This is a genomic window from Erwinia sp. V71 (assembly GCF_965644245.1).
Lineage (GTDB): Bacteria > Pseudomonadota > Gammaproteobacteria > Enterobacterales > Enterobacteriaceae > Erwinia.
In genome coordinates, this window is the sequence record NZ_CBFFRK010000001.1 from 25745 (window position 1) to 48286 (window position 22542).

A 22542-nucleotide genomic window follows, 5' to 3' on the forward strand; every position below is an offset into this window, starting at 1 on the left:
ACGATACGCATATCCGAAGTGAGCGTGACGCACAGCAGCAAAACAGGTAAACGCTATTCGGCCTCACGCCGGATCATTTTCACCCTGCTGGGGCAGATTCAGGGGGCAGGTTTGCGCATCAGCGATCCCCATCTTGGCGAACGTTTTTTTGGTGATGCGCAGGCGGCGCTGCAGGCGGAAGTGCATGTGCGCCATACCCGGGCTTACCGGCGCGTACTGCTGGGCGGCAGCATCGCGGCAGCGGAAAGCTATATGGACGGTGAATGGGATACGCCGGATCTCACTGCCGTGATCCAGGTGCTGGCAGAGAATATGGCCGTCACCGATCGGCTGGAAGCGCGGCTCAGCTGGCTGACCACGCCGCTGAACAAACTGATTCATCGCCTGCGCCGCAACAGTGTGCGCCAGGCCAGACGCAATATTTCCGCTCACTACGATCTGGGCAATGACTTCTACCGCGCCTTTCTCGACCCGTCGATGCAATACTCCAGCGCCTGGTTTCAGACGCCGGAACTGAGTCTTGCACAGGCGCAGGAAGCGAAGCTGCATCGCCTGTGCCAGCAGCTGGCGTTGCAGCCCGGCGACCATCTGCTGGAAATCGGCACTGGCTGGGGGGCGCTGGCAGAATTTGCTGCACGCGAATATGGCTGTCGCGTCACCACCACCACCATTTCGCAGGAACAGTATCAGTTCGCCTGTCAGCGGATTGCAGATGCCGGGTTAAGCGAGCGGGTCACCGTGTTGTGCGAAGACTACCGCACGCTGCAGGGACAGTACGACAAGCTGGTGTCAGTGGAAATGGTGGAAGCCGTCGGACGCCACTATATCCCGCTGTTTATTCAGCGCTGTCAACAGCTGATCAGGCCTGGCGGGCGTCTGGTGCTGCAGGCCATCACCATCAGCCCGGAGCGCTATGAGATCTATGCCCGCGGGGTGGATTTCATCCAGCGCTATATTTTCCCTGGCGGTTTTTTACCGTCCACGGCGTTGCTGGAACAGACGCTCAGCGAGAACAGCGACTATCGGGTGGAGGATGTGTTTGAAATCGGCAGCGATTACGCCCGTACATTACGCACATGGCGGCAAAGCTTCGACCATGCCTGGCCGCAGCTGGAGAGTGCACAGTTTGACCGCCGTTTTCGCCGTATGTGGCTGTTCTACCTCTGCTACTGCGAGGCCGGTTTTCTGGCGCGCACCATTGGCACTATTCAGCTCACTGCCGTACGGCCATGAAACGCGCACAATTCTGGCTGCTGGCGATCGGTTTTGATCTTTACTGGGCGCTGGCGGTTGGCGTACGTGAGCGTGTGGAACTGCCCGTCGCTATCGTCGCCCTGCTGGCGCTGTGGCTCTCGCCTCGCGGCTGCCGCGGACGACTGTTACTGGTGACACTGGCAGGTGTGGCGCTGGACAGCCTCTGGCTGATGCTCGATCTGTTCCGCTTCACGGGCAGCAACGCACTGCCATTGTGGATGTACGCGCTGTGGCTCACTTTTGCCTGCTGGTGGCGCACGGTGCTGAACGCCATCCGCTTGCCGTTACGCTGGCTGGCTGCGCTGGGCGCCATCAGCGGCCCATGCAGCTATCTGATTGGTGAGCGTCTCGGCGCCATGCAGCTACAGCAAAGCGCAACGCTGGTATGGCCGTTACTGGCCGGCGGCTGGGCACTGTATCTGCCACTGACACACTGGCTGTTATACAAACCCGCAAGGTGACGCGATGAAAAAGTGGCTCTGGTGTTTGTTGCTGTTTACACCGTTACTGCACGCCGCCGACTGGCTGCACTGGCGTCAGGTTGGCCGCGCCACGCTGACATGGGGTCCCTTCACGCTGTATGACTCACAGCTGATGACGCCGCAGGGGCGCTGGCAGCCACAGCAGTGGCCACTGGCGCTGATCATCACTTATCGCCGCGATATCAGCCGTGACGACCTGCTGGAAGCGACCGACGAACAGTGGCAGCAGCAAAATATTGGCAACGACCAGCAGCGCAAGGCCTGGCTGACACAGCTGGCAGGGTTCTGGCCGGATGTGACGCCAGGCAGTCGTCTGGCCTTTCAGGCTGACGCACAAGGCGGCCAGTTCTACTGGCAGGCTACGGGAACCACCCAGCCGATTATCGCCATCGGCCCGCGCTTCGATACGGCATTTCGCGATGCCTTTTTAGCCATCTGGCTGTCAGAGAAAACCACCTACCCTGAGCTGCGTCAGGATCTGACGCGAGGAAACTAAGATGTGGAAAAAAATGTGCCTGCTGCTCTGCCTGCTGATCAGCGGCTGCGGTGCCAGCATTGAGGATTACCATGCCGCCACGCCGAAGCTCGATATCTTCGCCTACTTTAACGGCGAATCACGTGCCTGGGGCATGGTGCAGGACTACAGCGGTAAACAGGTGCGGCGTTTTGAGGTGGCGATTCGTGGTGAAGTGCTGGGCGATACGCTGACGCTGCATGAAGATTTTGTCTATGACGATGGCGAGCGCCAGACACGGGTCTGGCGTATTCTGCGCCAGCCTGATGGCCACTACAGCGGCACCGCGGATGATATTATCGGCCGCGCCAGTGGCCATGCGGCAGGCAATGCCTTTAACTGGCGCTACCAGATGGAGGTGAAAACCGGCTCATCGAGCTACCTGCTGAACTTTGATGACTGGATTTATCAGCAGGACTCCCGCCACCTGCTGAACGTCACCTCGCTGAAAAAATGGGGCATAGAAGTGGCGCGCGTCACCATTTTTTTCGACAAACCACAGGATAAAGCCCGCTGATCACTTTTGATGAGGCTGCAGTTCGCGTTATGATGCGCGCTAACATTTTATGGCACAAGGCAAGACAATGAAGCTGCAAAAAATCGCGATTATTACAGGTTTTCTGGTTATGGCTATCGGCGGCGTCGGCGGTCTGATGCTGGTGGGCTACACCATTATTCTGCATGCCTCTTAAGCCGCTGCAACAGACGCTCAAACAATCGGTCAGTCACCAGCGCCAGCAACGCCACCAGTAATGCGCCCTGAATAATATAAGCGGTGTTAAAACCGCTCAGTCCGATAATCACCGGTGAACCCAGCGTGGTCGCGCCGACCGTCGAAGCAATGGTGGCGGTGCCGATATTAATAATCACCGAGGTGCGGATACCCGCCAGAATCACCGGCGCGGCCAGCGGCAGTTCCACCAGCCAGAATCCCTGCCAGGGATGCATCCCCACTCCCGCCGCGATTTCTCGCACACTGGCAGGCACAGCACTAATCCCCGCCAGCGTACCCTGCAGAATCGGCAATAAGCCATACAACAGCAGTGCAATAATCGCCGGTTGTTCGCCAAATCCCATTACCGGCACCGCCAGTGCCAGTACCGCCACGGGCGGAAAGGTTTGTCCGGCAGCGACCAGCGTTTCCACCAATGAGCGAAACTCACGCCCGATGCCACGCGTGACCAGTACACCCGCGCCGACCCCGATCAGCGTCGCCAGCAAACTGGAGATCGCCACCAGTTGCAGATGCGCCAGCGCCAGCCGCAGAAAACTCTCCTGCTGATACAGTGGCCGCTCCAGCTGAGGGAACCAGGCGGCAAACAATGCGCCGCTGTAAGGTAATGCCAGCAGCAACGCCACAAACAACAGCACCAGCCACAACAGCGGGTCGCGCAACCGATGCATTATTCCCCCCTCTTCTGCTGGCGCAGCAGATCACTAAAATGCAGCACTCCGAGCGGTCGCTGTTGTGCATCGACAACCGGTAATTTATCGGTCTGACGTTCAATAAACCGCGACAGCGCTTCGCGCAGGCTGATATCGGCCGGTACAGGCGGCTGTTCCAGCCACTCGCCCCGGCGCGCCGCCGCACCTGCCGTACCCAGTGCCAGCAGCCGTACACCCAGCTCGCTGCGGCCAAAGAAGTCACGCACAAATTCACTGGCGGGACGCGTCAGCAGTTCAGCCGGCGCGCCCTGCTGGATCACCCGGCCGTGATCCAGCAAAACCAGCTTATCCGCCAGCGCCAGCGCTTCGTCGATATCATGCGTCACCAGCACAATGGTGCGTCCGGAGAGCCGGTGAATACGGCTAATCTCCTGTTGCAGCGCCGCGCGGGTGACCGGGTCCAGCGCGCCAAACGGCTCATCCATCAGCAGCACTTCCGGGTCTGCCGCCAGCGCACGCGCGACACCCACACGCTGCTGCTGACCGCCGGACAGCTGATGTGGATAACGCAGACGCAGCTCGTCATCGAGGCTGAGCTGCGCCAGCAGTTCACTCACCCGCTCACGGATACGCGCGGCAGGCCAGTTGAGCAGTGCAGGCACTGTGGCGATATTGCGCTCCACCGTCCAGTGCGGAAACAGGCCAATCGACTGAATGGCGTAGCCCATGCGCCGCCGCAACGTCTGTGGTTTAAAACGACGGATCTCTTCTCCGGCAAAACGAATGCTGCCGCGATCATGTTCAATCAGGCGGTTAATCATTTTTAACGTCGTCGATTTACCGGAACCCGACGTGCCGACCAGCACGGTAAACTCGCCTTCCGCAATGTCGAGGGTCAGCTCACTGACCACCGCTCTGCCGGAAAAATATTTACTGACCTGCTCAAAGTGGATCACTGACGCCCCGCCTCCAGCAAAGAGATAATAAATTTGAACAGCGCATCGACCAGCACCGCCAGCACGATGACCGGGATCACCCCGAGCAATACCAGCTCCAGCGCACTGCTGAGCAAGCCCTGAAAGATAATGGCACCAAAGCCACCTGCGCCAATTAACGCGGCCACCACCGCCATCCCCACTGTCTGCACCGCCACCACCCGCAGGCCGCTCAGCACAACCGGCAGTGCCAGTGGCACTTCGGCATAGCAGAACACCTGCAGAGGCGTCATCCCCATACCCTGCGCGGTTTCCGTGACGCCCGCAGGCACCTGCTGCAAACCGGCCACCACACTGCGCACCATCGGCAACAGCGCGTACAGCACCAGTGCAATCAGGGCGGGCGCGACGCCAATCCCACTGATCCCCAGCCTTCCCAGCGCCGGAAAAGCGCTGACGAGGCCCGCCAGTGGGGCGATCAATAAACCAAACAGCGCCACCGACGGGATGGTCTGAATAATATTCAGCAGGGTAAACACCATTGCCTGTAAACGCGGCCGACGGTAGCAGAACACGCCAAGTGGCAGGCCGAAGAGTATGGCGGGAAGCAGGGTGCCACACAGCAGCAACAGATGACGCACCAGCGCCTGATCGAACACCTCCTGACGGTTCGCGTACTCACGCAGCAGCGCCAACTGGTCGAGCTGCCCGAGCAACAGCAGTGCCACCACCGGCAGCCACATCTGCGCATTCAGTAACAACCGCCACAACGGGCGGCGAATCAGACGCGCCAGTGCATCAGCGGCCATCAGCAGACAGATCGCCCCGGCCAGCCACAGACCGCTGCCAAAGGCGGTGCGCGCCAGCGGCGATCCCTGCTGCGCCAGTACCGTGGCCTGATGGCCGCTCAGCGCCACCAGCAGTGTCAGCAATAACTCACTGAGCGCCACGACCAGCACCAGCGTCAGACGCTGCGGGGAACGGAAGGCTAAGACCAGCAATAACGCCAGCGGCAGCAACAGCAGCCAGCTGCCGCCGCTCAGCAGTGACCACAGCGCCAGCGGCTGGCCCGACACCAGCCGGTTCGGCGCGTAAGAGAGAAAGGGAAGCGTGGCAAGCGCCAGCCACTGCAGGATAACCAGCAGCAACAGCACCGGATTAGGTGAAGCAACACGCAACATCAGCGGCGCGGCTTACAGCAGTTTTTTCTGTTGCAGATAATCCGCCGCCACACGCTTCGCGTCCTGCCCTTCTACCGCGATTTTCGCATTCAGCTGCTGCAGCGTCTGCTCATCCAGTGAAGCGAAGACGGGTTGCAGCCATCTGGCGATATCCGGGTACTGTTTCAGCACCGCATCACGTACCACCGGCGTCGGTGCATAGATCGGCTGTACGCCTTTGGGGTCGCTCAGCGTTTGCAGACCCAGCGCCGCCACCGGGCCATCAGTACCATACGCCATCGCTGCATTGACGCCAGAGGTTTGCTGCGCGGCGGCTTTGATCGTCACCGCAGTATCGCCACCCGCCAGCGACAGCAGCTGGTTCTGGCTCAGCTGAAAACCATACGCTTTCTGGAAAGCGGGCAGCGCATCAGGGCGCTCAATAAATTCCGCCGAGGCCGCCAGCTTAAACTCGCCACCCTGTTTGAGATAACGGCTGAGATCGTCCAGTGAATGCAGCTGATTTTTCTGCGCCAGCTCGCTGCGCACCGCGATAGTCCAGGTATTATTGGCCGGTGCAGGTGTCAGCCAGACTAACTGGTTGTGCTGTTTATCCAGCGTTTTCACCTTTTCGTAGCCCGCACGGGCATTTTTCCACGCGGCATCCTGTTCATCATGGAAGAAGAACGCGCCGTTACCGGTGTATTCCGGGTAAATATCCAGTTCTCCGGCGGTGATCGCCCCGCGCACGACCTGGGTATTACCGAGCTGGATTTTATTGACGGTTTTTACCCCGTGCTTTTCCAGCACCTGCAAAATCATGTTGCCCAGCAGTGAGCCTTCGGTATCAATTTTAGAACCGACACGCACAGCATCTGCCGCCAGAGCACTTGCCGCCAGCACCATCAGCGCGCTCCCGGCCAGCACACTGTTACGTAATCGTTTGAAAGTCATCATTTTTTGTCCTTATCATCGATTCATTCGCCGCCATCAGCTGGCTATAACAGCGTAGCGCATATCTCACCTGAACCCTGAAAAAGTGCCGAAAATCGGCGTAATGCCACAGAATTTGCCGGGATGTTGTGATTTGCAAAATGGTTATGAGTTATAACCATAACGAATTTAACCGCCGCAGATGGCTGAGTATGCTGTTGTTTCCACTCATATAATATAACCACAACATCATGTCTGAATTTACATCAACGGCGCATGTCGCGCTGGCAGGGGAAACACCGTCTGGCAAGGCGGAAGTGATACGCAGCGCGGCTGACGTCTCGCAACTGGTCAATAACAGCACCCAGGCGCGCAGTAATGCGCGCATCGTCATTGGTATCGCACTGGGCGGCGTGTTCCTCGATGCGTACGATCTGGGCGCGCTGGCGTTTGGCATTAAAGATGTCGCGCGCGAATTTAATCTGACGCCAGCCGGCACCGGCATGGTGGCATCCGCTATCACCTTCGGCGCGATTGTCGGTGCGGCGATCGGCGGTTATCTGACCGATAAAATCGGCCGTTATAGGGTGTTTATGGCCGATATGCTGTTCTTTGTCTTCGCCGCCCTGGCCTGTGCATTTGCGCCAAACGAGTATGTGCTGGCTGCTGCGCGCTTTGTGATGGGGATGGGGGTAGGTATCGACCTGCCGGTGGCAATGGCATTTCTCGCCGAATTCTCGAAACTGAAAGGACGCGGCAATAAAGCCGCCAGTATCGCCATGTGGTGTCCCACCTGGTATGCCGCGATCAGCGTCTCGTATCTGCTGGTGTTGCTGCTGTATACCGTGCTGCCGGAAAGCCATACCGACTGGTTGTGGCGTCTTATCCTCGGTTTTGGTGCGGTGCCCGCGCTGGTGATTATCGCCATTCGCAGCCGCTATATGAGTGAATCGCCCGTGTGGGCGGCTAATCAGGGCGATTTGCAGGGTGCAGCGGCGATTCTGCGTCAATCTTACGGGATCAATGCCCATGTCGCGGCAGATGCGGAACTGACGCCGGTGAAACCGGTGCGCCGCGCCAGCTGGCGTAACTATGGCGCGCTGCTGCAGGGGATTTACCTTAAACGCACAGTGCTGTCGACCATCATCTCCACCGTATCACCGTTCGCTTATAACGCCGTGGCGTTTGGTCTGCCGGTGATTATCTCCAGCTTCCTGGCTCAGTCGATGCTGACCACCATTCTGATTTCACTGGCGCTGAATCTGCTGTTCGCCTTTACCGGCGGTCTGCTGGCGGTGCGGCTGGTGCCACGTTTTGGCGCATGGAAGATGACGGTGCTGGGATACTGTTTCCAGCTGGTAGCGTTGCTGGGGCTGGCACTGACCGGACGTCCGGAAGATACTCAGCAGGCGGCTTTCGCGATCGCCATGCTGGCGCTGTTCCTGCTCGGTCAGGGCTTTGGTCCTGGCGCACATACCATGACCTATGCCTCACTGAGCTATCCAACGTCTCTGCGCGGTGTGGGTGTCGGCTTTAACCAGACCGTGGTTCGCGCCAGTTCAACGCTGTCGCTGTTCCTGTTCCCGGTGCTGGCGGCGACGCTGGATACCGGCGTGTTCTGGGTGATCGCCCTTGCTCCGGTGATTGGACTGGCGGCGCTGTTGCTGTGGCGCTGGGAGCCGTCAGGCTATGATGTGGATGCCGAGGACTTTGCCCGTTAAGCATCAGCGGCCGGGTTCGCCCGGCCGTTACATTTTGCGGGTAAAACGCTGCAGTTCGCGGGGAATACGTGCAAAGGTGTACAAAAACCACGGTGTAAAGGCATCCGCATCCTGCGCAATCTGCGCCTGGATGTCATCAAGGGAAGCGTAACGCCAGTCATCCGCTTCCTGCGGGTTGAGCTGTGGCAGATCGTCGCTGATGGCGAAAAACACATGACCATACTCGTGCTCGGTAAGCCCGTTGCTCAGCGGCAGGTTGTAGCTCAGCTCAAACATCGGCGCCAGTGACAGGCGCAGTCCCATCTCTTCAAACAGACGGCGTTCCGCAGCCTGTTGCGTCGACTCCAGTGGATAAGGATGGCCGCAACAGGTATTGCTCCACAAACCGCCACAATGGTATTTATCGCTGGCGCGCTGCTGCAGCAATAGCTGGTGCTGAGAGTTAAAGACATAAACCGTCACCGCGCGGTGCAGCAAGCCTTTCTCATGAACTTCCAGTTTTTCCATCCTGCCGGTTGGGCGATCCAGGTGGTCCACCAGAATAACTTCTATTGCAGACATGACGACTCCTTAAGACTAATCTCACTATTCTGACATATCCCGTGCCAGATTGATCGTGTTAAAACGTGCGAATTTATAACAGCGTGTTGTAAAAATCAGCAATACGCGGGGGAGTGACGGAGAGAAAGGAGAGACATATCACGGCTGACCGCCGGGCAGGTCGCCTCCCGCCACGGCAGTATGTTACAGAAGAGAGAAAGATTACTCGTCGCTTTCCACCACCTGCTGGCGTGGCCGGAAAATATGCCCGGAACCGTACTGCAGCAGCCGTGCCACCAGCTGGTAACCGCCATTTTCATCCGCCTGGGCGAATTCCCGTTCAGCCGTGGTGATGGGGGCGCTCCACAGCAGATTCACCTTCTCCCCTTCGCGTTTTGGCAGCGCAAACTGCCCGGCATCACGCGCCAGTGCGCCGGAGAGGATAAAGCCTTCAAAACCGACCGGTGCGACGGATGATTCCAGCGTATGCCCTTCCCCCAGCCAGCTGAGGCGCGCCCATGGCAGATGTGCGAAGCCGGCCAGCGCACTGGCCATCTGTACCGCGTTCTCTTCCGTCATCACCTCAGCATCAATCGCCATTGCCAGTTCCGTGCGGCGGTATTGCGGTGCCAGATCTTCATAGAGAAAATCCACCCACGGCATCGGGCGAATGCCCATTCCCAGCGTCAGAAAATACCAGACGCCCTGATGATAATGCTGCGAGATGGCCATCGGCGGCCACTGGCCCTGATCGATAGCGTAATATTTCACCGATGCACCAAACTGTGCTTCGTAGCACTGCAGCATCTCATTCTGCAGCGGCTCCCACAAATGGCCATCGTGCCAGTCACGCCAGAAGTGGCGATGTTTTTCCGCCTGCGCATAGTATTGATTGGTGGAGGCGGAGCCGAGCGGCGCAGTCAGACGATTCTCTTTGATACACCCGGCGGAAAAACTCACCTGCTCCTGCTGATACAGGCTCCAGCCGGGGATCACCGCCAGCAGTTGCCCCTGATACCAGACAGCCGCACCATCATCACTGGGTTCCCAGATAATCTTCAGCGCTGCAGGGTCGAGCGGCGGTTCCGCTTCAAGGGTGCGACAATATTCAGCACTGAGTAACGGCGCAATACCCTGCGCCATCGCCTGGCGATCTTCCTGTTGCGGAGCCGGTAACAGATTGCGCAACCAGCAGCCGCGCACGGCAAAGCGGGAGCGAAATGGCTCAGCAGGCCAGATGTAAAAATAGGCGGCGCGCTCATCCTGTTCGATTACGGCGGTGAGGGTTTGTTGCTGATTGGTCACTTCAGCAATCAGATGCGACTGTGTCATAAAACCTCAACATAATGTGGAGGGATCCTTTTCCCCGAGAATAGGGCAGGATCGGCCTTCGTGCCATGTCAGGACAAGGGTAAAACTCTCAAAAAAATACCCAGCGGCATACGCCCGCTGGGTATCTGATGGTGACCGACCGGGCCGAAGCCCTGTTCTGCCGGGTTACAGGTAGGTAAATTCCGCATCCTGCGTGGTGGCGGAATCCAGTCCAATCATCACGCTAAATTTGCCAGGTTCGGCAACCTGCTGCATACGTGCATTCCAGAACTTCAGCGCATCGACATCAATCGGGAACGTCACCGTCTGCGACTCACCCGCTTTCAGCATCACGCGTTTAAAGCCTTTCAGCTCTTTTACCGGACGGCTGATGCTGGCAACCTGGTCACGCAGGTACAGCTGCACCACGGTCGCGCCATCACGGTCGCCACGGTTAGTAACAGTGACGCTGGCATTCACCGTGCCGTTACGCGGCATCACGCTGGAAGATAATTTCACCGGCGATACCGTAAAGCGGGTGTAGCTGAGGCCATAACCAAACGGGAACAGCGGGCCGTTAGCGGCATCATAATAATGCGAGGTGTACTTATTCGGTTTCTCGAAGTTATACGGCCGCCCGGTGTTCAGGTGGTTGTAATAAATCGGGATCTGCCCTACCGAACGCGGGAAGGAGGACGGCAGTTTTCCGGACGGGTTGTAGTCACCGAACAGCACATCGGCAATCGCATTACCGCCCTCTGTACCGCTGAACCAGGTTTCCAGCAACGCATCGGACTGCTGATACTCTTTCACCAGCGCCAGCGGACGACCATTCATCAGCACCACCACCACCGGCTTGCCGGTCGCTTTCAGCGCTGCCAGCAGTTTCAGCTGATTCGGCGGAGTGGTGATATCCGTGCGGCTGGAGGCTTCATGCGCCATACCGCGCGCTTCACCAATCGCCAGCACCACCACATCGGCTTTCTTCGCCGTGGCGACCGCGTCATCCAGCAGCTGTTGCGGGCTGCGCGCATCGGTATCCACCGCCTGCTCATACAGATTCAGGAAGTCAACGATGCCTTTGTCATCGCTGATATTCGCCCCTTTGGCGTACAGCAGCGTCGCTTTACCCGCAGTGGCATTAAGCATCCCCTGACGCAGCGTGACCGCCTGTTTTGCCACCGCCGCCGCTGACCAGCTGCCGATGATATCGCGCTGATTATCCGCCAGCGGACCAATCAGGGCGATGGTGCCGGATTTTTTCAATGGCAGCGTTTCAAGGCGGTTTTTCAGCAGCACAATGCTCTTACGCGCCACATCGCGTGCTTCTGCACGGTGCAAACGGCTTTCGGCATTGGTATCCACCGGGTCGCTGTCTTTCGGTCCTAAATGGCTGTACGGATCGTTAAACAGCCCCATATCGTATTTCACGTTGAGCACATGACGCACCGCGTCATCAATTTCCTGCTCCGAGACCGCACCACGCTTCACCAGCCCAGGCAGGTATTTGCTGTAATACTCATCGCTCATACTCATATTGACGCCAGACTTCAGCGCCACACGCACGGCATCCTGCGGATCGCTGGCAACGCCATGTTTGATCAGCTCCTTAATCGCGCCGTGATCGCTGATGGTGATGCCTTTAAACTGCCAGTCATCACGCAGCACATCTTTCAGCAGCCAGCTGTCGGCACTGGCGGGCATACCATTCAGGGAGTTGAGCGCCACCATCACACCGCCGCTGCCGGCATCCAGCGCCGCTTTATACGGCGGCAGGTAATCCTGGAACAGGCGCTGCGGGCTCATATCGACGGTGTTGTAGTCGCGGCCGCCTTCAATCGCGCCATAGGCGGCAAAGTGTTTCACGCTGGTCATCACCGAGTAGCGATCCGCCGCACTCTTACCCTGCATCGACTTCACCATCGTGCGGCCCATCTCGGAGGTCAGATACGTATCTTCACCAAAACCTTCCGAGCCGCGTCCCCAGCGGGGTTCACGCGTGACATCCACCATCGGTGCCCAGGTCATATTCAGGCCGTCATCGGCGGCTTCATACGCGGAAATACGTCCGACCTGCGCCACCGCATCGAGATCCCAGCTGGATGCCACACCCAGCGGAATCGGAAATGCGGTACGCTGACCATGTACCACGTCATAGGCAAAGAACAGCGGGATCTTCAGGCGGCTGAGCTGCATCACCTGATCCTGCATCGCACGGATATCCTGACGGGTCACGGTATTAAAGATTGCGCCAACCTGACCATGCTGAATCATGTCGCGGATCGCCTCTTTCGGGTTATCCGGGCCGACACTGATCAGCCGCAGCTGACCAATTTTTTCGTCGAGTGTCATTTTGGTCAGTAAATCAGTAACAAAGGCATCGCGAGCTTCAGGCGTTAACGGGTGTGGCCCAAACAGCTCATCGGCAAGCGCTGGCTGCATCGCCAGCGTGACAGCAAGGCTGACAGAGTAAATCCATTTCATCAGATTGGCTTCTCTCAAGTAACTGCGCAGTTATGATTATCGGGCGCCAGTGTGCCATAAGCTGGCGCATGACGCCCGGTAACACGCTATCAGCGTGACAAAAAGGGTCGAAAAATGCATAGCTTACCTTAATGCTAGCGGCAGAATCGCCGTTTGGCGATAGCTGAAGCGCGGCAAGCCCGGAGAAAAATGTCAACGCGCTGTGGCGGGACACCCTGTGTTGTACAGAAAAATCAGCGTTTTTTGCATGTTATAAGACTGAACATTCAATATTATTGGCTATATTAACGCCAATAAGGACAGGTTAAGGAAGGTGCGATTTAATCATTCAAAGTTCTGTTCATGACTACAATGATTGCCGTTCATCTATCGTTTTCAGTGTTTTGGGCGGTTCTTTGTTCATTTACCATACGATGACAGGACGAAAAAATGGTTCCCATCGAATTAATCGCACCTTCCATAATGAAGTTACCCGGTTAAAGATAACTCAAGCAGAATATGCCATTTATTCCCAGGAACTGAAGAATGCAGGAGAAACACCTGCCGGAGAAAAACAGGCAGCAAGATGAGGTGAAAAATTTTACCGGTGATTCACGCTGTCAGATACCGTTTATGAAACCCGTAACAGGTATCTGCCTGACGAATAAAAACCAGCACCTGACGGTGCTGGTTTACAGGACAAATCGGCCAGACACTACTGCAACATCACATCCAGCGCGCGCAGGTGCTGAGGCTGCCACGACAGCAGCACTTCATCGCCCACTTTCCAGTTCGGATCGAGCCGCGCCGGGGTCAGTTTCACCATAAAGTTCCCCTGCCCGGCCACTTCCGTCAGCATACGAATATGGTCGCCAAGGTAGATAAACTGCTGGATACGCGCCCGCACCTGCTGCTCACCGGCCGATGGCGCGTTGATGCTGACACGCTCAGGGCGGATACTGAGCTGGATCTTTTTCCCCGGTGAGCTGGGGCGAATTTTCAGCGCATCAAGCTGGGTGCCATCGTCCAGTTTCACCTGATAATAATCATCGGTTTTACCAACCTGCGTTGCCAGCAGGCTGTTGTTTTCACCGATAAACTGGGCGACAAAGGCATTCTGCGGCTCTTCGTACAGCTTACCCGGGCTGTCCATCTGCTGGATCATACCGTCGTTAAACACCGCCACCCGATTAGACATGGTCATCGCCTCACTCTGATCGTGGGTGACGTACACCACGGTCAGACCAAGCATTTCATGTAACTGTTTGATCTCCATCTGCATATGCTCGCGCAACTGCTTATCAAGCGCCCCTAGCGGCTCATCCATCAGCACCAGCTTCGGTTCAAACACCAGTGCCCGCGCCAGCGCCACACGCTGCTGCTGACCACCGGACATCTGCGCCGGATAACGATCCGCCAGATCGGTCAGTTTCACCATATCGAGAATACGCTTAACACGGTCGGCCATATCGGCGCGATTCATACGGCGGATTTTCAGCGGAAACGCCAGGTTTTCCGCCACCGTCATATGGGGAAACAGCGCATAGTTCTGGAACACCATGCCAATGTCACGCTGGTGCGGTGGCAGCGAGTGCAGTGGCTGATCGCGCAGCAGGATCTCGCCATCAGTGGGCGTTTCAAAGCCCGCCAGCATCATCAGACTGGTGGTTTTTCCCGAGCCGGACGGGCCAAGCAGGGTGAGAAACTCCCCCTCTTCCACGTCCAGATTGAGATTACGAACCACCAGCTTATCGCCGTCGTAGCTCTTTTTGATATTGCGGAAACTGACAAATGTTCTCATGGGCATTCTCTTATCAAAAGGGTCGGCAACACATCCGGCACGATTCCTGCAAGTCACTCTTCGTGGGAAGACGCCGATGGCAGGCTTTTTTTAGCATTACCATCGAACTTTCCGTGAAAGCAAGCAGAATTTGACAAGAAAAGTAAAAATTCAGGCCTGGAGATTTATCTTCATGCTATTGAATTTTATTGCCTTTTTCATAAGCCTCCAAAGTCCGCGCCCGACTCACGCCGGAGGATCAGGCAACTCCGGATGCAACAGCGCCGCTGCACCAGCCTGATGCAAACTGCTGGTCAGGCTCGCCACAATCGGCGCAAACGTCGCCGCCATCGCCTCCGCTTCGACACAGGCATAGCCCAGAATCAGACCGCGCCGCTGCGCTGCCGCCGTGTAATACAGCGAGAGCGGACGTGTCAGTACCCCCTTCTGCTCCAGCTCAGCACTGAGCGCCACATCGTCGATGCTGTCCGGCAGCGCGAGCACCAGATGCAGGCCAGCATTGCTGTGGTGCATCACATACTCCGGCCCCAGTTCACGTTCGATCACCTCAATCAGCGCCTGACGGCGTTTGCTGTAAATCTGCCGCATACGCCGTACGTGCGCCGCGTAATGCCCTTCGCGGATAAACGCCGCCAGTGTCAGCTGTGTCAGGCCATTACCGCCGCGATAAAGTTCCGAATGCGCCATTTTGATGCGCGGTGCCAGCGCCTTTGGCAGTACCGCGTAGCTGATACGCAGCCCGGGATAGAGCGTTTTGCTGAACGTGCCGAGATAGATCACCGGTGCATCAGGCACCAGACCCTGCAAGGCCGGGATGGGCGTTTCGGCAAAACGAAATTCGCTGTCGTAATCATCCTCGATAATCAGGCTGCCCCATTCACGCGCCAGTGTCAGCAGCGCCTGACGACGCTCCAGTCCCATCACCACACCCAGCGGATACTGATGCGAAGGTGTGACGCAAATCAGTCGCGGCGGGCGAAAATCGGCATCCGGCAGCGGCGGATTGAGGCCGTTATCGTCCACCGGCACCGGCACCACTTCCACGCCATTCACCGCCAGCACATTGCGAATGCCCCAGTAGCCGGGCTCTTCAATCCACGCCCGGTCGCCGGAATCGCACAGCATTTTCGCCAGCACGTCGAGCGCCTGGTGGGTGCCTGCGGTGATCAGAATCTGGTCGGCGCTGCAGTTCACCGAACGTACCACGTGCAGATACTCGACCAGCGCCTGTTGCAGCTGCACATAGCCACCGTGCTGGGAGTAACTCAGCGATGCCATCGGCAGACGGTTATGCAGACGGCGCTCGATTTTGCGCCAGATATCCTGCGGGAAATGGCTGACATCCGGCACGCCAGGCATAAACGCCCCCCACTGATGCGCCCCGGCGCGGCTGCGGCTCAGCAGGCGGTCGCCGCGGCGCGACAAACGGTAATGGCTCAGGGATGACGTTTTCGCTTTGACACTGCTTGCCTCCACCGCTGGCGCACTGTCGGGCAGCTTTTCGCTGACGAAGGTGCCACTTCCCGTGCGGGTTTGCAGATAGCCTTCAGACTGCAACTGCTCGTAAGCCGCCAGCACGGTATTGCGCGACACGCCCAGCTCTGTCGCCAGGTCGCGCGACGCCGGCAGACGGGTGCCCGGCGCGATCGCCCCATGCTGAATCGCGTTCTGCAACGCGTCGTACAGACGCTTGCTGAGCGCCCCGGATGTCATCTGGTTTAGCCGATGGGCAACCAGATCTCCCAACAGAGATCGCAAATTGGTACCTCGAAATAGTTAAAACTGGCTCTGGATAATAGACCCCCCGCGACGCTAAAAAGCAAGGAGAGCATAACGGAACAGTGCGCAACAGCCGCGCGGGACAGTTAACGAGGTATTTCCATGAACAACAGTGATCTGCAGCAACGTCGTCTCGATGCCACACCGCGCGGTGTTGGTGTGATGTGTGATTTTCTCGTGGCGAAGGCGGAAAACGCCACGCTGTGGGACACCAGCGGACGCGAATATATCGATTTCACCGCCGGGATCGCCGTGCTGAATACCGGCCATCGCCACCCGAAAGTGATCGCTGCGGTGCGCGACCAGCTGGAACACTTTACCCATACCGCGTATCAGGTATTGCCTTACGACAACTACCTGGCGCTGGCAGAACGCCTGAACCAGCGGGTGCCGGTCAGCGGCAAAGCGAAAACGACTTTCTTCACTACCGGTGCGGAAGCTGTGGAAAATGCGGTGAAAATTGCCCGCGCCGCGACCGGTCGTCCGGGAGTGATTACCTTCACGGGTGCATTCCATGGCCGTACGTTGCTGACCATGGCACTGACCGGCAAAGTGACGCCGTACAAAACCGGTTTCGGCCCGTTCCCGGGTTCGGTGTTCCATGCCCGCTATCCAAATGCCCTGCATGGCGTCAGCGTCGCCGATGCAATGCAAAGTCTCGATGACATCTTCCATTGCGATATCGCACCAAACCAGGTGGCCGCGATTCTGTTCGAACCGATTCAGGGCGAAGGCGGCTTTAACGTCGCCCCGGAAGAATTCGTCACTGCACTGCGCGAGCTGTGCGACAAACACGGCATTCTGCTTATTGCCGATGAGATCCAGAGCGGCTTTGCCCGTACCGGCAAACTGTTCGCCAGCGAATACTATCCCGATGCCAAACCCGACCTGATCACCATGGCGAAAAGCCTGGGCGGCGGTCTGCCGCTTTCTGCGGTCTCAGGCCGCGCCGAAGTGATGGACGCACCACAACCTGGCGGACTGGGCGGCACCTATGCCGGTAACCCGCTGGCCATTGCTGCCGCGCATGCGGTGCTGGATGTGCTGGAAGAAGAGCAGCTGTGTGCCCGCGCCGTGAAGCTCGGCGAGCAGCTGACTGCCGCGCTGCAGGACAGCGGCTGCAAAGCGCTGGCGCAGGTGCGTGGTCGCGGTTCCATGATTGCCGCCGAATTTAACGATCCGAGCAGCGGCAAACCCGCACCAGACATCGCCCGCCGTATTCAGCAGCAGGCGCTGGAAGCCGGACTGGTGCTGCTGACCTGTGGTGTGCACGGTAATGTAATCCGCTTCCTCTATCCGTTAACCATTCCGGATGCCCAGTTCAGCAAAGCGCTGCAACTGCTGACCACGTTACTGAAAGGTTGAGCCGCCATGTCACTGACTGATAACCCCCTGTTTCGCCAGCAATGCCTGATCAACGGCGTCTGGAGTGATGCCGACAACGGCGCACAGGACACCATTTATAACCCGGCGAGTGGTGCTGCTCTGGGCAGCGTACCGCAGGTGAGTATTGCGCAGACCCGCCAGGCAATTGCTGCGGCGGATCAGGCTCTGCCCGCCTGGCGTGCTCTCACCGGCAAAGCGCGCGCCGCGGTTCTGATGCGCTGGGCGGAGCTGATCCTCGCCCGCCAGGATGAACTGGCGCATATCCTTTGTGCCGAGCAGGGCAAACCGCTGGCGGAAGCGCGCGGCGAAATCAGCTATGCCGCCTCCTTTATTAGCTGGTATGGCGAAGAAGCCCGACGCGTGGAAGGTCAGCTGCTGGCGACGCCGCAGTCAAGCCAGCGTCTGCTGGTCATGAAGCAGCCAATTGGTGTCTGTGCCGCCATTACGCCGTGGAACTTCCCGGCGGCGATGATCACCCGTAAAGCAGGCCCGGCACTGGCCGCGGGCTGCACCATGGTACTGAAACCGGCTGAGCAGACGCCGTTTACCGCACTGGCGCTGGCCGCACTGAGTGAAGAGGCAGGCATCCCGGTGGGTGTCTTCCAGGTGATCACCGGCTCGGCGCAGGAAGTCGGCAAAGAACTGTGCGCCAGCCCGGTCGTGCGCAAACTCAGCTTTACCGGTTCGACCGAAGTCGGTCGCCTGTTAATGCGTCAGTGCGCCGATACGGTGAAAAAGCTGTCGCTGGAGCTGGGTGGTAACGCACCATTTATTGTCTTTGACGATGCCGATCCTGAAAAAGCCGTGGCGGGCATCCTCGCCTCTAAATTCCGTAACAGCGGACAAACCTGTGTCTGCGCCAACCGCATCTATATTCAGCGTGGCATTTACCCGGAGATCGAACGCCGTCTGATCGCGGCGGTAGAACAATTGCAGGTGGGTGATGCGCTGACACCAGGGGTACAGCAGGGGCCGTTGATTGATGCGGCTGCAGTGGCAAAAGTGCAGGCGCATATTGCCGATGCCGTCGCTAACGGCGCGAAGGTGCTGACCGGCGGCGAGCCTCACGCACTGGGCGGCACCTTCTTCCAGCCCACCGTGGTGGCAGGCGTGACCGCCGCGATGCGTTTTGCCTGCGAAGAGACCTTCGGCCCGGTCGCCCCGCTGTTCTGCTTTGACAGCGAAGCCGAAGTGATTGTGCAGGCCAATGACACCGAGTCTGGTCTTGCCGCCTATGTCTACACTCGCGATACCGGACGCCAGTGGCGCGTCCCGGAAGCGCTCGAATACGGCATTGTCGGCCTGAACACCGGCATTATCTCTAATGAAGTCGCGCCGTTTGGCGGCGTGAAACAATCGGGTCTGGGCCGCGAAGGATCGCGTTTTGGCCTCGATGAGTATCTGGAGATGAAATACCTGTGTATTGAAACGGGCGAGGCATAACCTCACCCATTGTGGGGCATTACGCACCATAACAGGGCGTAATTCCCCTCCGCGTGATGCTGATGCCGCTTACGGCGGCAAAGCAAAACTGGCACGAAATCTGCTCCATTAAAAACATGATGCATCATGCATCATGCATCCAAATCATAACCTGAACGTCGCATTTACTTCACACATCATCAGGAGTCACAACATGCATAAGCACGTCCTCGCTCTCGCAGTGTTCACTACTCTGGCTTTCTCCGCGCAGGCGGAAAATCTGACCGTTGTCTCTTTTGGTGGCCTGAATAAGGACGCTCAGGATAAAGCTTTCTATAAACCGTTTACCGCTGCGACCAAAACCACGATTGAAGCCGGTGAATATAACGGTGAAATGGCACGCATTCGCGCCATGGTCGAAACCGGCCAGGTCGGCTGGGACGTGGTGGAAGTGGAAAGCCCGGAACTGGTACGCGGCTGCGATGAAGGCCTGTTTGAACCACTCGACTGGAGCAAGCTGGGCAAAGAAAGTGACTTTGTGAAAGGTGCGGTCAGCGAGTGTGGCGCGGGCATCTTCCTCTGGTCAACGGTGCTGACTTACGACGCGAACAAACTGAAAACTGCACCGCAGGGCTGGAACGATTTCTGGGATGTGAAGAAATTCCCCGGCAAACGCGCGCTGCGTAAAAGCGCCAAATTCACCCTTGAAATCGCCCTGCTGGCGGATGGCGTGAAACGCGAAGATATCTATAAGGCGCTGGCGACCGAAGAGGGTGTGGCGCGCGCCTTTAAGAAACTGGATCAGATCAAAAGCAATATTCAGTGGTGGGAGTCTGGCGCACAACCGCTGCAGTGGCTGGTGTCTGGCGATGTGGTGATGACCACCGCCTATAACGGCCGTATCAGCGCAGCCGTAAAAGAGGGACATAACTTCCAGATGATCTGGAACAACAGCCTGTATGACCTCGACAGCTGGGCAATTGTGAAGGGTTCGAAGAATAAAGCGCAGGCAGAACAGTTTATTGCCTTTGCCAATAAACCAGAGAACCAGAAAGTGTTTGCAGAAAACATTCCTTACGGCCCGACCAACAGCCATACCAGTGCGCTGATTGACGCCGCGACGCTGAAAAATTTACCGACCGCACCGGAAAACCTGGCCGCCTCTTTGCAGGTGAATACAGAGTTCTGGATTGAACACGGTGAAGAACTGGAACAACGCTTTAACGCCTGGGCGGCGAAGTAAGCACCCTGCACCCTGGCGGCCAGCACTGGCCGCCCGTTTCTGATAAACCGCGAAGGAGCTAACGATGAGCCAGAATCCTGTGATGGATGATGCCATGAACACCGTCCCGCCCAGCCAGGAAGTCTCGATCAGTGAGCGACTGCGCAAAGTGAACGCGCGGCAAACCCGTCGTTCGCTGTGGTTGATTTCCCCGCTACTGGCGTTTGTGCTGGTCTGTTTTCTGTTACCCATTGGCGCCATTCTGCTGAAAAGCGTGCAAAACCCGGAACTGGGCGAAGCCCTGCCGAATACCACCGCCGCCCTGCAACAGTGGGATGGCAAAGCACTGCCCGACGAAGCACTGTTCGCCACCTTTGGCAACGAGCTGGTGGCCGCACGCAAAAGTGGCCAGATTGCGTCCATCGCCAAACGTATGAGCTATGAAGATATCGCTTTCCGCCGCCTGATAACCTCCACGCCGCGTCATGTTCCGGCGGACGGTGTGGCGGTGAAAGAGAAGCTGATCGCCGCCGTGCCGGAGTGGGGCAAACTCTCCAGCTGGCAGGCATTACAGCGTGCCGCTGCGCCGGTCACACCGTACTACTTACTGGCGGTATTTGATTACAAAACCGACGTTGAGAGCAGCAAGATTGAGCAGCTGTCTGCGGATCGCGCCCTGTACGTTAATGTGCTGCTGCGCACCATCTGGATGGCGACCGTGGTAACGCTGCTGTGTGTAGCGCTGGGTTATCCGCTGGCCTACTGGCTGTCGAAGCAACCGACCGGGCGCGCCAATCTGCTAATGATTATGGTGCTGCTGCCGTTCTGGACCTCGCTGATCGTACGGACCGCCAGCTGGATTGTGTTGCTGCAGTCCGGTGGCCTGATCAACAGTTCATTGCTGAAACTCGGCATTATCGACCATCCGCTGACACTGGTGTTTAACCGTGTTGGCGTCTATATCTCGATGACCCATATTCTGCTGCCGTTTATCGTGCTGCCGCTGTACGCGGTGATGAAAGGCATCTCCCCGAACTATGTTCGCGCGGCCGTCTCCCTGGGCGCACACCCGTTTGGCGCGTTCTGGCGCGTGTATGTGCCGCAGACCTATGCCGGTATCACCGCCGGAGCACTGCTGGTCTTTATGATGGCGATTGGTTATTACGTCACTCCGGCGCTGCTCGGCGGACCGGAAGAGCAGATGATTAGCTACTTTGTCGCCTTCTTTACCAATACCACTATGAACTGGGGCATGGCAGCAGCGCTCGGCACACAATTGCTGATTATCGTCATGCTGCTGTACATCCTGTATATCCGTGTGACCCGTACCCCTGCCGATGCGGCACGCGCTTAGGAGAGTAAACGATGAAACAACGTGGTTCTCAACTGCTGCGCGTCTGGCGCTACTGCTTTAACTTTTACGGTGCGGCAATGCTGCTGTTCCTGATCATTCCGATTCTGGTGATTGTGCCGCTGTCGTTTAATGCCGGTTCTTTTCTCAGCTATCCGATTAACGGCTTCTCGTTACGCTGGTATGAAAGCTTCTTCCAGTCACAGGCGTGGCTGGGCGCACTGGGCAACAGCCTGCTGATTGCCCCGCTGGCAACCCTGCTGGCAACGGTGCTGGGGGTACTGGCCTCAATGGGACTGGTGCGCGCGGATTTCCGTGGTAAGAACCTGATGATGGCGATCATTATTTCACCAATGGTGGCCCCAGTGGTGATTGTGGCGGTGGGCATGTTCTTCTTCTTTGCCCGTCTGCAGCTGCTGAACAGTTACACCGCGCTGGTGCTGGCTCACGCGCTGCTTGGGGTGCCTTTTGTAGTGATTACTGTCACGGCTGTGCTGAAAAGTTATGACACCCGCCTATCACGTGCTGCCGCCAGTCTTGGCGCGCCACCGCTGCTGGTGTTTCGTAAAATCACCCTGCCGCTGATTGCGCCAGGGGTGTTTTCCGGTGCACTGTTCGCCTTTGCCGCCTCGTTTGATGAAGTGGTGGTGACGCTGTTCCTTGCCAGCCCGGCGCAACGTACTCTGCCGATTCAGATGTTTGCCGGTATTCGTGAAAATCTCGACCCGACCATTGCCGCAGCGGCTACGCTGATGATTGGCGCCTCGCTGATTTTGCTGGTAGTGATGGAGTTACTGCGCCGTCGCGGTGAGCGTATGCGCAGCGGGCAGCCCGCACATTAATGTTTTATCTTCCTCCATTAATGGGGGAAGTCTGGGATGG

At 57.7% G+C, this 22542-nt stretch carries 20 protein-coding genes; 11 read left to right on the plus strand and 9 right to left on the minus strand.

Going from position 1 to position 22542, the window contains the following annotated elements:
- Positions 1-3: 3 nt before the first annotated feature.
- The 5 genes from ACSZO1_RS00140 (at position 4) to ACSZO1_RS00160 (ending at position 2942) form a co-directional block, all read left to right on the plus strand.
- Positions 4-1233: a class I SAM-dependent methyltransferase gene (locus ACSZO1_RS00140; protein ID WP_437608444.1), complete on the plus strand. Its 1230-nt coding sequence runs from the start codon at positions 4-6 to the stop codon at positions 1231-1233.
- Positions 1230-1715, plus strand: a complete 486-nt coding sequence (locus ACSZO1_RS00145) for a DUF2878 domain-containing protein (protein ID WP_437608302.1) — start codon at positions 1230-1232, stop codon at positions 1713-1715. The genes ACSZO1_RS00140 and ACSZO1_RS00145 overlap by 4 nt, the downstream gene beginning before the upstream one ends.
- A 4-nt stretch (positions 1716-1719) precedes the next feature.
- Complete coding sequence (locus ACSZO1_RS00150) at positions 1720-2232, plus strand: hypothetical protein (RefSeq protein WP_437608304.1); 513 nt, start codon at positions 1720-1722, stop codon at positions 2230-2232.
- Position 2233: 1 nt separating this feature from the next.
- Positions 2234-2767, plus strand: a complete 534-nt coding sequence (locus ACSZO1_RS00155; RefSeq protein WP_437608306.1) for a DUF3833 domain-containing protein — start codon at positions 2234-2236, stop codon at positions 2765-2767.
- Positions 2768-2834: 67 nt separating this feature from the next.
- The gene (locus ACSZO1_RS00160) at positions 2835-2942 is read left to right on the plus strand and encodes a protein YohO (protein ID WP_437608308.1); all 108 of its coding nucleotides are present in this window, start codon (positions 2835-2837) and stop codon (positions 2940-2942) included.
- On the opposite strand, the gene ACSZO1_RS00165 is transcribed toward ACSZO1_RS00160, so the two are convergent.
- Genes ACSZO1_RS00165 through osmF form a run of 4 tightly spaced genes read right to left on the minus strand, consistent with a single transcriptional unit; the run spans position 2923 to position 6685 of the window.
- On the minus strand, positions 2923-3654 hold the full coding sequence (locus ACSZO1_RS00165) for an ABC transporter permease (protein ID WP_437608310.1): 732 nt from the start codon (positions 3652-3654) through the stop codon (positions 2923-2925). The two genes, ACSZO1_RS00160 and ACSZO1_RS00165, sit on opposite strands and share 20 nt — an antisense overlap.
- Entirely contained in the window at positions 3654-4592 is a 939-nt protein-coding gene (locus tag ACSZO1_RS00170) for an ABC transporter ATP-binding protein (RefSeq protein ID WP_437608312.1), read from the minus strand. Before ACSZO1_RS00170 ends, ACSZO1_RS00165 begins: the two co-directional genes overlap by 1 nt.
- Positions 4589-5752 (minus strand): ABC transporter permease, encoded by a 1164-nt coding sequence (locus ACSZO1_RS00175; protein ID WP_437608314.1) that lies wholly within the window; start codon positions 5750-5752, stop codon positions 4589-4591. Before ACSZO1_RS00175 ends, ACSZO1_RS00170 begins: the two co-directional genes overlap by 4 nt.
- Before the next feature lie 12 nt (positions 5753-5764).
- Positions 5765-6685, minus strand: a complete 921-nt coding sequence (gene osmF, locus ACSZO1_RS00180) for a glycine betaine ABC transporter substrate-binding protein OsmF (protein WP_437608446.1) — start codon at positions 6683-6685, stop codon at positions 5765-5767.
- Positions 6686-6915: 230 nt separating this feature from the next.
- Between osmF and ACSZO1_RS00185 the strand changes: the two genes are divergently transcribed.
- A complete protein-coding gene (locus tag ACSZO1_RS00185; RefSeq protein ID WP_437608316.1) occupies positions 6916-8385 on the plus strand; it encodes an MFS transporter in 1470 nt (489 codons plus the stop codon).
- Positions 8386-8412: 27 nt separating this feature from the next.
- Here the strand turns inward: ACSZO1_RS00185 and idi are convergent, their stop codons facing one another.
- From idi to ACSZO1_RS00210, 5 genes are all read right to left on the minus strand, one after another.
- Positions 8413-8946: an isopentenyl-diphosphate Delta-isomerase gene (idi, locus tag ACSZO1_RS00190; protein ID WP_437608318.1), complete on the minus strand. Its 534-nt coding sequence runs from the start codon at positions 8944-8946 to the stop codon at positions 8413-8415.
- Positions 8947-9147: 201 nt separating this feature from the next.
- Positions 9148-10257, minus strand: a complete 1110-nt coding sequence (locus ACSZO1_RS00195) for a suppressor of fused domain protein (protein ID WP_437608320.1) — start codon at positions 10255-10257, stop codon at positions 9148-9150.
- A 165-nt stretch (positions 10258-10422) separates the two neighbouring features.
- Positions 10423-12720: a beta-glucosidase BglX gene (gene bglX, locus ACSZO1_RS00200; RefSeq protein WP_437608322.1), complete on the minus strand. Its 2298-nt coding sequence runs from the start codon at positions 12718-12720 to the stop codon at positions 10423-10425.
- Positions 12721-13414: 694 nt separating this feature from the next.
- Positions 13415-14500, minus strand: coding sequence for an ABC transporter ATP-binding protein (locus tag ACSZO1_RS00205; RefSeq protein ID WP_437608324.1), 1086 nt, complete (start codon positions 14498-14500; stop codon positions 13415-13417).
- Between the two features lie 225 nt (positions 14501-14725).
- Positions 14726-16258 (minus strand): PLP-dependent aminotransferase family protein, encoded by a 1533-nt coding sequence (locus ACSZO1_RS00210; RefSeq protein ID WP_437608326.1) that lies wholly within the window; start codon positions 16256-16258, stop codon positions 14726-14728.
- A gap of 123 nt (positions 16259-16381) precedes the next feature.
- On the opposite strand from ACSZO1_RS00210, the gene ACSZO1_RS00215 reads away from it, so the two are divergent.
- The 5 genes from ACSZO1_RS00215 (at position 16382) to ACSZO1_RS00235 (ending at position 22502) form a co-directional block, all read left to right on the plus strand.
- Positions 16382-17644 carry a 4-aminobutyrate--2-oxoglutarate transaminase gene (locus ACSZO1_RS00215; RefSeq protein WP_437608328.1) on the plus strand — a complete coding sequence of 421 codons (1263 nt, stop codon included), beginning with the start codon at positions 16382-16384 and terminating at the stop codon, positions 17642-17644.
- 6 nt (positions 17645-17650) lie between these two features.
- Positions 17651-19108 (plus strand): NAD-dependent succinate-semialdehyde dehydrogenase, encoded by a 1458-nt coding sequence (locus ACSZO1_RS00220; RefSeq protein ID WP_437608330.1) that lies wholly within the window; start codon positions 17651-17653, stop codon positions 19106-19108.
- Positions 19109-19301: 193 nt separating this feature from the next.
- The gene (locus tag ACSZO1_RS00225) at positions 19302-20330 is read left to right on the plus strand and encodes an ABC transporter substrate-binding protein (RefSeq protein ID WP_437608332.1); all 1029 of its coding nucleotides are present in this window, start codon (positions 19302-19304) and stop codon (positions 20328-20330) included.
- Positions 20331-20394: 64 nt separating this feature from the next.
- A complete protein-coding gene (locus tag ACSZO1_RS00230) occupies positions 20395-21663 on the plus strand; it encodes an ABC transporter permease (protein WP_437608334.1) in 1269 nt (422 codons plus the stop codon).
- A gap of 11 nt (positions 21664-21674) precedes the next feature.
- Positions 21675-22502, plus strand: coding sequence for an ABC transporter permease (locus ACSZO1_RS00235; protein WP_437608336.1), 828 nt, complete (start codon positions 21675-21677; stop codon positions 22500-22502).
- Positions 22503-22542: the final 40 nt, after the last annotated feature.